The organism is Streptomyces sp. NPDC046203, assembly GCF_040646255.1.
GTDB lineage: Bacteria > Actinomycetota > Actinomycetes > Streptomycetales > Streptomycetaceae > Streptomyces.
Map to the genome: position 1 here is coordinate 141,882 of NZ_JBEYZX010000005.1, position 12,104 is coordinate 153,985.

At 72.2% G+C, this 12,104-nt stretch carries 9 protein-coding genes; 1 reads left to right on the top strand and 8 read right to left on the bottom strand.

Annotated elements, in window-relative coordinates; all coding sequences use genetic code 11:
* Positions 1-135: 135 nt before the first annotated feature.
* On the bottom strand, positions 136-681 hold the full coding sequence (locus ABZ990_RS06290) for a helix-turn-helix domain-containing protein (protein WP_361226098.1): 546 nt from the start codon (positions 679-681) through the stop codon (positions 136-138).
* A 181-nt stretch (positions 682-862) separates the two neighbouring features.
* On the bottom strand, positions 863-2,617 hold the full coding sequence (locus ABZ990_RS06295; protein WP_361226101.1) for a biotin carboxylase N-terminal domain-containing protein: 1,755 nt from the start codon (positions 2,615-2,617) through the stop codon (positions 863-865).
* A gap of 499 nt (positions 2,618-3,116) precedes the next feature.
* On the opposite strand from ABZ990_RS06295, the gene ABZ990_RS06300 reads away from it, so the two are divergent.
* Complete coding sequence (locus tag ABZ990_RS06300) at positions 3,117-3,638, top strand: hypothetical protein (protein WP_361226104.1); 522 nt, start codon at positions 3,117-3,119, stop codon at positions 3,636-3,638.
* Positions 3,639-3,696: 58 nt separating this feature from the next.
* On the opposite strand, the gene ABZ990_RS06305 is transcribed toward ABZ990_RS06300, so the two are convergent.
* The 6 genes from ABZ990_RS06305 to ABZ990_RS06330 all read right to left on the bottom strand — a co-directional run bounded on the left by ABZ990_RS06305 (position 3,697) and on the right by ABZ990_RS06330 (position 12,018).
* Positions 3,697-4,302 (bottom strand): nucleoside triphosphate pyrophosphatase, encoded by a 606-nt coding sequence (locus ABZ990_RS06305; protein WP_361226107.1) that lies wholly within the window; start codon positions 4,300-4,302, stop codon positions 3,697-3,699.
* Between the two features lie 251 nt (positions 4,303-4,553).
* The gene (locus ABZ990_RS06310; RefSeq protein WP_361226110.1) at positions 4,554-4,682 is read right to left on the bottom strand and encodes a hypothetical protein; all 129 of its coding nucleotides are present in this window, start codon (positions 4,680-4,682) and stop codon (positions 4,554-4,556) included.
* 81 nt (positions 4,683-4,763) lie between these two features.
* Positions 4,764-9,407, bottom strand: a complete 4,644-nt coding sequence (locus ABZ990_RS06315) for a caspase family protein (RefSeq protein WP_361226113.1) — start codon at positions 9,405-9,407, stop codon at positions 4,764-4,766.
* Positions 9,408-9,410: 3 nt separating this feature from the next.
* The gene (locus tag ABZ990_RS06320) at positions 9,411-9,908 is read right to left on the bottom strand and encodes a hypothetical protein (protein WP_361226116.1); all 498 of its coding nucleotides are present in this window, start codon (positions 9,906-9,908) and stop codon (positions 9,411-9,413) included.
* 200 nt (positions 9,909-10,108) lie between these two features.
* The gene (locus tag ABZ990_RS06325) at positions 10,109-10,321 is read right to left on the bottom strand and encodes an acyl-CoA carboxylase epsilon subunit (protein WP_361226119.1); all 213 of its coding nucleotides are present in this window, start codon (positions 10,319-10,321) and stop codon (positions 10,109-10,111) included.
* Between the two features lie 92 nt (positions 10,322-10,413).
* On the bottom strand, positions 10,414-12,018 hold the full coding sequence (locus tag ABZ990_RS06330) for an acyl-CoA carboxylase subunit beta (RefSeq protein WP_361226121.1): 1,605 nt from the start codon (positions 12,016-12,018) through the stop codon (positions 10,414-10,416).
* Positions 12,019-12,104: the final 86 nt, after the last annotated feature.

The following is a 12,104-nucleotide window of genomic DNA, read 5'->3' on the forward strand; positions in this document are numbered from 1 at the left end:
GTCCGGAGTGCGTACGCCCGGATCTCGTACGTCCGAAGTTGGCCCGGAGCTCGTACGTTTGAAGCCCGCGTGCCTGAAGTCCGGACGTCCGGACTCCGTACGCCCGAAGCTCGTACGCCGGCCCGCCCGCTCCCGTCAGGCCCGCAGTCCCCGGACCGTCAGATCCAGCAGCCGGTCCGCCAACTCCGGGTCTTCCGGGGAGTGTTCGGCGGCCAGTGCGATCGCGTTGGTGAACTGCATCAGATCGTCGATCGCCACGTCCGCGCGCACCGCGCCGGCCGCGCGGGCCCGGGACAGCAGCACCGTGCCTGCCTCCCGCAGTGGCTCCCGGCACGAGGTCAGCGCCGAACTCCGGTCGCCGGCGGCCGACATGAGGGCCATCGACAGACCGCGGTACTCGCTCGAGTGCGCCACCAGGGCGCGCAGCCAGCGCATGAGCGCCGCGCACGGGTCGGGGTCCCCGGCCAGTTCGGCCGAGTGCCCGAGGAGCGCGTCGCGCGCGTCCTGGAAGACGGCGCCGAGCAGCGCCTCTCGGGTCGGGAAGTGCCGGTAGAGGGTGCCGATGCCGACCCCCGCGCGGCGCGCGATGTCCTCCAGGGAGGCGTCGGTGCCCTGTTCGGTGAAGGCCGCCCGGGCCTGGGCGAGCAGCCGCTCGCGATTGCGGCGCGCGTCGGCACGCATCCGTGCTCCTTCCCCCGGCGGTGGGGCCGGGTACCGCGAGAGGCCCGCGGCGTATGCCCGCGGGCCTCTCGTACGGTACCGGTGCGAAGGCCCGGGTCCGTTCCGGGAAGGAACGGACCCGGGCCCGTCGGCGCACGGCCTGGCCGGTGCTGGTGCCGGTACTGCTTCTGGTGCCGGTGCGTCAGTCCTTGATCTCGCAGATCACGCCACCGGAGGTGACGGACGCGCCGACCGCGGCGGACAGGCCCTTGACGGTGCCCGCCTTGTGCGCGTTCAGCGGCTGCTCCATCTTCATGGCCTCCAGGACGACGATCAGGTCGCCCTCCTTGACCTCGGCGCCCTCCTCGACGGCGACCTTGACGATGGTGCCCTGCATCGGGGAGGCGAGGCTGTCGCCGGACGCCTTCGGGCCGGACTTCTTCGTCGCGCGGCGCTTGGGCTTGGCGCCCGCCGCCAGGCCCGTACGCGCCAGGGACATGCCCAGCGACGACGGCAGGGAGACCTCCAGGCGCTTGCCGCCGACCTCGACGACGATGGTCTCGCGGTTGCCCTCGTCCTCGTCGGCCTCGCCAGCTGCCGGGGCGAACGGCTTGATCTCGTTGACGAACTCCGTCTCGATCCACCGGGTGTGGATGTGGAACGGCTCCGAGGTGAACGCCGGGTCGACGACGACGGCCCGGTGGAACGGGATGGCCGTGGCCATGCCCTCGACCTTGAACTCGGCGAGCGCGCGCGAGGCGCGCTGGAGCGCCTGCTCGCGGGTCGCGCCGGTGATGACGAGCTTCGCGAGCAGCGAGTCCCAGGCCGGGCCGATGACGCTGCCGGTCTCGACGCCCGCGTCGAGGCGGACACCGGGGCCGGTCGGCGGCTGGAAGAGGGAGACGGTGCCGGGCGCCGGGAGGAAGTTGCGGCCCGGGTCCTCGCCGTTGATGCGGAACTCGAAGGAGTGACCGCGGATCTCCGGGTCCCCGTAACCGAGTTCCTCGCCGTCGGCGATCCGGAACATCTCGCGGACCAGGTCGATGCCGGTGACCTCCTCGGTCACCGGGTGCTCGACCTGAAGGCGGGTGTTGACCTCCAGGAAGGAGATCGTGCCGTCGAGGCCGACCAGGAACTCCACCGTGCCGGCGCCGACATAGCCGGCCTCCTTCAGGATGGCCTTCGACGCCGCGTACAGCTGGGCGTTCTGCTCGTCCGACAGGAACGGCGCGGGCGCCTCCTCGACGAGCTTCTGGTGGCGGCGCTGGAGCGAGCAGTCACGGGTCGACACGACGACCACGTTGCCGTGGCTGTCGGCCAGGCACTGGGTCTCGACGTGTCGCGGCTTGTCCAGGTAACGCTCCACGAAGCACTCGCCGCGGCCGAACGCGGCCACCGCCTCGCGCACCGCGGAGTCGTACAGCTCCGGCACCTCGTCCAGGGTGCGGGCCACCTTCAGACCGCGGCCACCGCCACCGAAGGCGGCCTTGATCGCGATCGGCAGACCGTGCTCCTCGGCGAACGCGACGACCTCGTCGGCGCCCGAGACCGGGTCCGGTGTACCGGCCACCAGCGGGGCACCGGCGCGCTGCGCGATGTGCCGGGCGGCGACCTTGTCGCCCAGGTCGCGGATGGCGTGCGGCGGCGGGCCGATCCAGGTCAGTCCGGCGTCCAGGACGGCCTGCGCGAACTCGGCGTTCTCGGAAAGGAAGCCGTATCCGGGGTGGATCGCGTCCGCGCCCGAGTCCTTGGCGGCCTGGAGCACCTTGGCCATGTCCAGGTAACTGGTGGCCGGGGTGTCACCGCCCAGGGCGAACGCCTCGTCGGCCGCGCGGACGTGCAGAGCGTCCCGGTCCGGGTCGGCGTACACGGCTACGCTCGCGATCCCGGCGTCACGGCAAGCACGGGCGACACGGACAGCGATTTCGCCTCGGTTGGCGATGAGCACCTTGCGCACGATGGCTCCCTCCTTGAAACAAGCTGAGTTTAGGGACTGCCGACACGCCCTCTCGACCCATCCCCAGTGGTGAGCTTGCCCACACGGAGCGTGATGTGAGGCATGCCCGAGTCGTGAATTCCCTTGTCGCACCACGGTACGCAGGGTTCCTTTACGGCACAGTAGCTCTGCGGTGTGGCGCAGGTCTCTGTTCGTGCGGCCAGTCGCGAAATGGGTTTCTTTGTGGAGTCCCTACGAATGGCTCAACCATTCTTTGCTCTCGCGCCGGAGTCCCGCTCGTGCGGGTGAACCCTTGTCCGGGGTTTTACCGGCCAGTAGCCTTCGCGATGTCGTCCGTACCGCAGGTAACGGAGCGGGGGTGGGTCACGCGTCCGCCGCGCACCGTCCGTCATGTCCGTCATATGCCTGTGCGCGGGTGCGCGGGTGCGCACGGGAACGCGGCGATCAGCGATTCAGTGACTCAGCGATTCAGGGATCCAGGGATCCAGAGATTCAGGGGGTGGCCGAGGTGGCCCGCAGACCGATAGCCCTCGCCACGGCGGTGGTGCTCTTCCTCGAAGCTCCCGGCATCGTGACGATCAACGCCGTCATGGCCCGCATCGTCAAGGGCCAGTCGATGTCCCTGGGCGGCCTCGACCCGGACCTCATGTACACCGGCACCTGGGCCCTCGGCCTCGGCTCCGGCGCGCTGCTGCTGCTCTGCGGCCTGGTCCCCCTGATCGCCGCGATCCGCGACCGCCGCCCGGGCCGCGCCGGCCGCGCCCTGCTCATCGGCTGCGCCGTGGTGCACGGGCTGCTCGGCGCGGTCGCGGTCGGGCTGCTCGGCTGGCCGTCCTTCACCTTCCTGATGCTGGTGGTCGGCCTGATCGTGCTCACGCTGGTGGCGTACGGGGAGACGGCGGGGCGGCCGGGAGGCGAAGCGCGGCCGGGACCCGAGGCGCCGCCCGAGTCGGCAGGAGCGGCAGGGGCGACAGGGGCGGCCGGGGCGGATGGGGCGGCCGGGGCGCCGGCCGCTGTGTGAGGCGGGCGGGGTCCTTGTGGCGGGTGGGGGTGCGCCTCGGGCGGCGGCGGCCGGGGCCTCAGGCCCAGAGGTCGGTGATCGACACGTCCAGCTTGCCGAGCAGCCTGCGCAGCAGCGGCAGGGACAGACCGATGACATTGCCCGGGTCGCCGTCGATGCCGTCGATGAACGGCGCCGAACGCCCGTCCAGCGTGAACGCGCCCGCCACGTGCAGCGGTTCGCCGCTCGCCACGTACGCGGCGATCTCGGCGTCGGTCGGCTCGCCGAAGCGGACGAGGGTGGAGGCGGTGGCCGACTCGTAGCGCTTGGCCTCGGTGTCGTACACACAGTGGCCCGTCTGGAGGATGCCGACCCGGCCGCGCATCGCCGTCCAGCGGGCGGTGGCCTCGGCGGCGTCGGCCGGCTTGCCGAGCGCCTGCCCGTCCAGCTCCAGGACCGAGTCGCAGCCGATCACCAGCGCCCCGCTCGCCTCGGGCAGGGCGGCGACATGGGCGGCCTTGGCCTCGGCGAGCGCGAGGGCCAGCTCGGCCGGGGTCGGCGCGTGCGTCTTGCTCTCGTCGACACCGCTGACGATCACCTCCGGCGCGAGCCCGGCCTGCCGGAGCAGTCCGAGCCGGGCGGGGGAGGCGGAGGCGAGCACGAGGCGGCGGCGATCAGCAGTCATGCCGAAAGCCTAGCGATCACCGCAGCGGTACGCGCCCCGCGAGGTGCGGTGCGGCTAGTGCTGTGACCGGAAAGGTTTGCCGGGTGGCTCGCGGCGTCCGGTGCAGGGGGTCCCCCCAGGCCCGCAAGGGCCGAGGGGGCGGATCGCAAGGCGGAGGATCGCCCTCGTACTGGATGTACTTGGGTGATGCGACAACGCGGCGAGGTGCCGTGCCGGGCGTCGCGAGCCGGTGAACCTTTCCGGTCGCAGCACTAGCGCGCGGCGACCACGAACATGGCCACCACGATCGTGACCGCGATCAGCACACCGGCCCGCCGCAGCGCCGCGATCATGTCGCGGAGTTCCTTGGGCGGCTCGTTCTCGGGGTCGGACCAGAGCATGCCTTCGATCCTGGGGCCGAAGGGCCCGTGCGCGCCTGAGTACGGGTACTCAAGCGGACCCCATCCTTCGGACCGTCACCCTTAGGGGTGCGCACCGCTATCCGGACAGGAGGGGTGGGGTTCCAGGTGCGGGAAGAGTGCCTTCCACTGTTTGTCGTCCACGCTCAGCGGGTGGGTGGCGCACAGCCGGTCGTAGATCTTCGACGGGTCGCGGTCGAGGAGGTAGGTGTATGCCGCGTGGCGGGAGAAGAGACTCGTGTCCGGTGCCACGAGCAGGTACGGGATCTCCCCGGGCAGCAGCCAAGCGTCGCCTACGTCCAGCTCGGCGATCGCGGGCGTCTTCCAGGTGCCGTCCTCGGCGACGTCCCAGACGCGGTACGGGGACGAGGTCAGGACCCGCTTCGCGTCGGGATCCGGCACGACGGTGTCGATCGGGCGGTCGAACCGCATCGTGTGGAGAGGCTCCCGGGGTTTTTGGATGTCCCAGAGCTGGACGGTGCCGTCCCGGAACATGGTGGCCATGAGGCGGTCGCTGACCGGGGTGTAGCCGCCCGGCGCCGAAGGGAGCTCCCCGAGGTGGCGCGGCCGGCGTATGTCTTTCATGTCCCATATCTCGGCGTTCTGGCCGCCGAGATCCGTGAACAGCAGCCGCAGGGCGGGGAGGTAGAGCAGCTGACCATCGGCCACGTTCCGCAGGGGTGTGGGCAGGCGGTTCGGCCGTGCCGGGTCCGTGAGGTCCCACAGCCGCAGATTGACGGGCAGGCCGAAGGCGTCGTCCTCCATGGTCGCGAGCGTGGTCGGGCCCATGAAGAACAGGCTCTGGTAGTTGGAGGACGGCATGGTCGTGATCGTCGCGCGCCGCTTCGGCCGCAGCGGGTCGCGCAGGTCCCAGACCCCGGTCTCCGGGGCTGTGGAGTTTCCGGTGATCAGCAGTTTCCCGTCACGGGACACGGCGGTCCGGACGTTCTCCGGGGCTTGGACCCGGATCTCGGCGCCGGGCACCGGTGGTCCGGTGCCGCCGAGATCCCACACCCGGAAGAAGTGGTCCCGGCTGCTCTCGACCCAGCGGTGCGCGAGCAGCATCGGCCGGTCCCGGCCGGGCAGGAAGTACTTCGCCTCCCAGGGTCGGGGCACGGTGAAACGCAGGGCCGGCCCTTTCCCGCGGGCGGTGTCCACCGCGCTCAGATCCCATATACGGGCCACGGAGCCTGCTTGGGGGCTGCGGAGGGCCTCGTTGGTGAGGACGAAGCGGCCGTCGGGTGTGTACGGCTTGGCCCCTGGCTCACCGAATGCCACGAGCCCTCGCAGGCCGAACGCGGGCGGCTGCTCGGGCCACAGCCGCACGGTGCCGGCGGTGTCGCCCACCGCGAGACGGCTGCCGTCGGGGCTGTAGGCCACGGCCTGGGAGGGGTCCTGGCCCTGCACGGAGGCGCGCTCGGCGTCCTGGGACCACAGTTCCGGCCCGTCCCGCTCGGCGACCGCCCGGATCCAGGCATCCCTCCCGACGCTGCTGCGGGCCGCCGCGAGCAGCTTGCCGTCCGGGCGGAAGCTCAGGGAGGGCAGGGTGCCGCCGCTCCACCGCTTGTCGGCCGGGTCTCCCGGGACCGGGGCGAGCCGGCGGCCGTCGCGCTCGACCGTCCACCAGGCCATGGCACCCGCGCCGCCGGTCGCGATCAGCAGGTCCCGCTTCGGGTGGAACGCCAGTGCGAGGACGGAGTGGGCGGCGGCGCGGGCCAGCTCGACCGGACCGGTGGGTCCCGCCGGGTCGTGGACGTCCCACAGCCTGACCTCGGCGGTCGGCCCCGTGCCCTCGTCGTCCGGGTCGGTGCCGCTGCCCGTGGCCAGGAACCGTCCGTCGCGGTTGAACTCCACGGCCCAGAGCGTGGCGTGGCCGAGCGTACGGTCGAACAGCGGGCGTGGCCGGGACGGTTCGGACACGTCCCACAGGCGTAACCGGCCGCTTTCGCCGCCCGCCGCGAGCGTCCGTCCGTCGGGGCTGAAGGCGAGGCTGAACGACCGGTTCTCCGGGAGCGAGACGGCGGCGGCCATGCTCGGGCGGGTGGGGTCGGAGACGTTCCACAGCATCAGCTTGGCGGGGCTCAGCGCGGCGAGGAGCGGGAGGCGGGGATGGAAGGCGATCGGTGCCGAGCCTTTGAGGTCGAGCTTCGCGACGCGCTTCGGAGCGTTCGGCCGGGAGACGTCCCACAGCCGGATCGCGCCGCCTCTCTGGCTGGACGCGAGGAGTGCGCCGGCTGTTCCGTACGCGACGTTGAGCACCGGCTCGTGCATGTCGCTCGGAAGGTTCGTCGGTGTGACGGTGGTGTACGCGCTGTAGAGGCTGGAGCGGGTCCGGGTGGTGTCGGCGGTACGGTACGCGGCCAGGCTGAGCCGCAGCGCCGTCTGTGGGTCGCGCTCGCGCATGATGTCGGCCTGGGTGGCCAGTTCGTTCGCGACGGCGACCGTCTCGCGGGACTGGGCGTCCTGCCGGGCGCTGTTCGCGCGGAAGCCGAGGAGTGTGGCGAGGACCGCCAGGGCGGTGACGAGGGTGAAGGCGCCCAGGAAGACGGAACGCTTGCGGCGCTCGACGCGACGGCTCGCTTGGAGGAACTCCCGTTCCACCGGCCGGAGTCGGGTGGCCGGGGCCTCGGGGTCCAGTAACAGGGTGCGTGACGTGGCGAGTTGCTCGCCGCCGTACAGGCCGCTGTTCTGCCGGCCCGCCTCGGTCCAGGAGTCGGCCGCGTCACCCAGGCGGCGCAGGATGTGGAGCCGGACCCGGTCGTCGCGGATCCACTCGCGCAGCCGGGGCCACCCGTAGAGCAGCGAGTCGTGGCACAACTGGGCCTCGCCCCGGTCGAGGACGACCAGCCGGGCATCGGCGAGCCGACCGAGGAGCGCGCGGTCGGTGAGAGCGACGGGATCCGGTGCGGTGCGCGCGTCCGGCTCGGAGTCGGGCTCGGGGAAGGTGTCGGGAGCAGGCTCGGGCTCCGGGATCGGGAGGCGGCGGCGGGCCGCGCGGCCTTCCGTGTCCACCAACGTCACCATGCGCAGGACGAGTTCACGTAAGCGCGCCCGCCCCGGCTCGTCGAGGGCGTCGTACAGCTCGTCCGCGACCCGGGCCACCGAACCCCGGATGCCGCCGGACGCCTCGTACCCGGCGAAGGTCAGCAGGGTGCCGCGCCGCCGCGCCCAGGTCTGCTGGAGGGCGTGGGCGAGGAACGGCAGGGCCACCGTGTCCCGTTCGGCCACCGTCTCCCGGCGCAGCTCGTGCAGCAGATGGTCCGCGAGGCCGGTCTCCAGGCGCAGGCCCGCGTGGGCGGCGGGCTGTTCGATGACGGCGCGCAATTCGTCGTCGGACATCGCGGGGACGGTGAACTGACCCTCCCGTACGATCCGCGCGAGCCGGGGATCGCGCAGGCACGGGCCGTAGAAGTCGGCCCGCAGGCCAAGGACCAGGCGGGGCGCGCCGTCCGGGCGGCGGGCACCGGAGACGGCCCGGATGAAGAGTTCGCGCTCCTCGGGGTCGTCGCAGTCAGTGAAGATCTCCTCCAGCTGGTCGACGACCAGCACCTCGGGTCCCGAGCCCGTGAACCGGCCTGCCCCCAGCTCCTGTTCGACCTCCGCGAACGGCCGCCCCACCGCCCGCGCCCACAGATCGGCCAGGGCGCGGAACGGCCGCGCGCCCGGCCCCGGCAGCAGCAGGACCCGGCCCGCGCCGCGTTCTTGGAGGCCCGCCACGAGCCCGGCCCGCAACAGCGACGACTTGCCCGCGCCGGAAGCGCCGACCAGGACGACGGGCTCGTCGCCGTTCTCCACCTGGTCGAGGAGTCGGGCGGTCAGCTCTTCCCGGCCGAAGAAGAGCGGGTGCTGCTCCGGCAGGAACGGCAGCATGCCGGGGTACGGGCACGGCCCCCCGGTCGCCCCCTCCGTGCCCTCCGCCTCCTCCGCGCCCTCCGTCCCCGAGGCGGCGGTGGCGGCGAGGTACCCGGCGTTGCGGGTGAGCACCAGATCGGCCGCCAGGCCCACCCCGTCGGCGTACGGGCGCGCCGGACCGCCCTGGAAGCGCCGGTCGAGCAGCCGGTAGACGTCGAGCAGGGTGAGCCACGGCGGTCCGCTCGGATCGCCCTCCTCCAGGAGGCTGATCAACTCGCCGCCGAAGAGGGTGTACGGCTCGCCGGCGGGCGCGAAGGAGGCGGAGTAGCCCGTCGACGAGGCGAGCAGGAAGCTGCCGGGAGGTCGGGCGGTGGCGTACGGGTCGCGGTGGGCGTCGCTCGGTACGGTGGCGGCCCGGCCCGAGAAGCAGCAGTCGAGGACGACGACGGCGCTCGCCGCCGCGTCGCCCAGGAGATCGCGGACCTCGGTGTACGGGACGGCGGAGATCGTGTCGTCCGCGCGGGCGGTGCCCGCCGTGGCCAGATACAGCCGTCCGCGCGGGCCGAGCAGTCCGTGGCCGCTGAAGAAGAACAGCACCGTGCCGCCCCCGGCCCGTTCGACCGCGGCCCGTACGGCGGTCAGCACCTCCGCCGGGCCCTCGGGGTCGACGACCTCGGTCACCCGGTCCGCCATGCCGCACCGTTCGCGCAGCACCCGGGCGAGGGCGCGGGCGGTGGACGCGGCGCTGGGCAGGTCCGCGAGCCGGGAGGCCGCCTCGCCCGCGCCCTGCCGCCCGGTGCCGACCACGACGGCGTGACAGTCCGCTCCGGCGAGATCCCCCCACGGCTCGGGCACGGGTCAGCCTCCGTCCGGCCCGGCGGCGGGCTGCCCGGGGGCCGGCTCCCCGGGCGCGTTCACGTCGTGGGGTTCCCGAGATTCCTGCGGCTCCGGGGGCCCCTGCGCCTCCCGCGTCTCCTGAGGCGGCGCCTCCAAGGCCCGCGCCAGCCGTTGCGCCAGTTCCCCGCCGGCCTCGTAGGTCAGCCCGCGCACCCCTTCCGAGGCGACGGTGATCTGTGTCCCGTCCGGCCGGGTGATCGTCACGGTCTGGGTGCCCCGCCGGGTCCGCAGCCAGGCCACCACCCCGGCGGCCAGCGTCACCGTGAGCCCGCCCGGCTGGAGCAGCAGCGCCACCAGCTCGCCGAGCGCGCCCATCGCGCCCGGCTCCGGCTCGGCGGCCCGCACGGGCTCGATCCGGGGCCGCAGTTCGGGGTCGCCGCGCAGCCACTCCCGCAGATCGAGCGCGGCATCGTCGGCCGCCGCTCCCTCGGGCCCGGTGACCTCCAGGGTGACCCTCACACGACCTCCGCGGCTCGTCGGCCCGTCCGGCCGGACACGATGCTCCGGGGGGCGTGACGGCTGCCCCGGAGCCGCGAGAGTACGCCCGTAACTCCCGTGATTCCAGGGAGATTTCAGCCTCCAAGAGGGCGAGGGTCGGGAACGACGGAGGGCCGGACCCCGGGCGGGGTCCGGCCCTCCGAATCACGGATGCGGCTTCGTCAGGCGGGCCAGTAGGACCGCGCCCAGGTGCGCGGGCCCGGCCGGTGCCGTACGCCCGCGGCGATGCGTGCCGGGTCCGACCAGCCCTCGGGTCCCTTCGGGCCGCCGTCCGCGGCGGCTGCCGCCGCCGTGGCCGCGGCCCGGGCCTGGACCACCGCCAGTGCGGCGGCCAGCTCCTCCGGCGTCGGGTTGCCTCGTACCACCTTGATCATCGTGCTGTCCCTCCCGAAGGTCAGGGCTTGAGCGGGAATGGAGCGGGGTTGGAGCAGGGGTGGAGCGGAAGTCCGAGCGGGTAGGGCGCGGACTACAGCGGGATGTTGCCGTGCTTCTTCGGGGGAAGGGATTCCCGCTTCGTGCGCAGCTGACGCAGGCCCTTGACGATCTGGACGCGGGTGTCGGACGGCATGATCACCCCGTCGATGTAGCCGCGCTCGGCCGCGATGTACGGGTTGAGCAGGGCGTCCTCGTACTCCTGGATCAGCCGGGTGCGCACCGCCTCGACATCCTCGCCGTTCGTCTCCGCCTCGGCGAGCGTGCGCCGGTGCAGGATGTTGACCGCGCCCTGCGCGCCCATGACGGCGATCTGCGCGGTGGGCCAGGCCAGGTTGAGGTCGGCACCCAGGTGCTTGGAGCCCATGACGTCGTACGCGCCGCCGAAGGCCTTGCGGGTGATGACGGTGATCAGCGGGACCGTCGCCTCGGCGTACGCGTAGATCAGCTTCGCGCCGCGCCGGATGATGCCGCCGTACTCCTGGTCCACGCCCGGCAGGAAGCCGGGGACATCGACGAAGGTGAGCACCGGGATGTTGAACGCGTCGCAGGTGCGCACGAACCGCGCGGCCTTCTCGCTCGCGTCGATGTCGAGGCAACCGGCGAACTGCATCGGCTGGTTGGCGACCACGCCCACCGGGAAGCCCTCGACCCGGCCGAAGCCGGTGAGGATGTTCGGCGCGAACAGGGCCTGGGTCTCCAGGAATTCGCCGTCGTCGAGCACGTGCTCGATGACGGTGTGCATGTCGTACGGCTGGTTCGCGGAGTCCGGGATCAGCGTGTCCAGCTCGCGGTCCTCGTCCGTCGCCTCGGTCTCGGCGGTCTCGGGGAAGGCGGGCGGCTCGGAAAGGTTGTTCGAAGGCAGGTACGAGAGAAGGGATTTGACGTACTCGATCGCGTCCTTCTCGTCGCCCGCCATGTGGTGCGCCACGCCGGAGGTGGTGTTGTGCGTACGGGCGCCGCCCAGCTCCTCGAAGCCGACGTCCTCGCCGGTCACCGTCTTGATGACGTCGGGACCGGTGATGAACATGTGCGAGGTCTGGTCGACCATCACCGTGAAGTCGGTGATCGCGGGCGAGTAGACCGCGCCGCCCGCGCAGGGGCCGACGACCAGCGAGATCTGCGGGATGACCCCGGAGGCATGGGTGTTGCGGCGGAAGATCTCGCCGTACATGCCGAGGGCGCTGACGCCCTCCTGGATCCGCGCGCCGCCGGAGTCGTTGATGCCGATGACCGGGCAGCCGGTCTTCAGCGCGAAGTCCATCACCTTGATGATCTTCTGGCCGAAGACCTCGCCGAGGGCGCCGCCGAAGACCGTGAAGTCCTGGGAGAAGACGGCGACGGGACGGCCGTCGACGGTGCCGTAGCCGGTGACGACACCGTCGCCGTACGGCTGGTTCTTCTCCAGACCGAAGTTGGTCGAACGGTGCCGGGCCAGCTCGTCCAGTTCGACGAAGGAACCCTCGTCGAGAAGCAGCGCGATGCGCTCGCGCGCCGTCAGCTTCCCTTTCGCGTGCTGCTTTTCCACGGCGCGCGCGGAACCCGCGTGCGTGGCCTCGCCGGTCCGGCGCTGCAAGTCCGCGATCTTGCCCGCGGTCGTGTGAATGTCGATCTCGTGCTGCTCTGCCGGCTCGGACATCGGGATGCGGCTCCCTGCCTGGTCACGGGGGTACGTGGACTACGTGGACTGCTGCTGGAACGGAGTGGGAAAAAAGTCCGGAAACC

Excerpts from the sequence above, each read along its gene's own strand:
- ABZ990_RS06290 (WP_361226098.1), bottom strand. The coding sequence starts at position 681 with ATGCGTGCCGACGCGCGCCGCAATCGCGAGCGGCTGCTCGCCCAGGCC.
- ABZ990_RS06305 (WP_361226107.1), bottom strand. The coding sequence starts at position 4,302 with ATGACTGCTGATCGCCGCCGCCTCGTGCTCGCCTCCGCCTCCCCCGCC.
- ABZ990_RS06310 (WP_361226110.1), bottom strand. The coding sequence starts at position 4,682 with ATGCTCTGGTCCGACCCCGAGAACGAGCCGCCCAAGGAACTCCGCGAC.
- ABZ990_RS06325 (WP_361226119.1), bottom strand. The coding sequence starts at position 10,321 with ATGATCAAGGTGGTACGAGGCAACCCGACGCCGGAGGAGCTGGCCGCC.
- ABZ990_RS06330 (WP_361226121.1), bottom strand. The coding sequence starts at position 12,018 with ATGTCCGAGCCGGCAGAGCAGCACGAGATCGACATTCACACGACCGCG.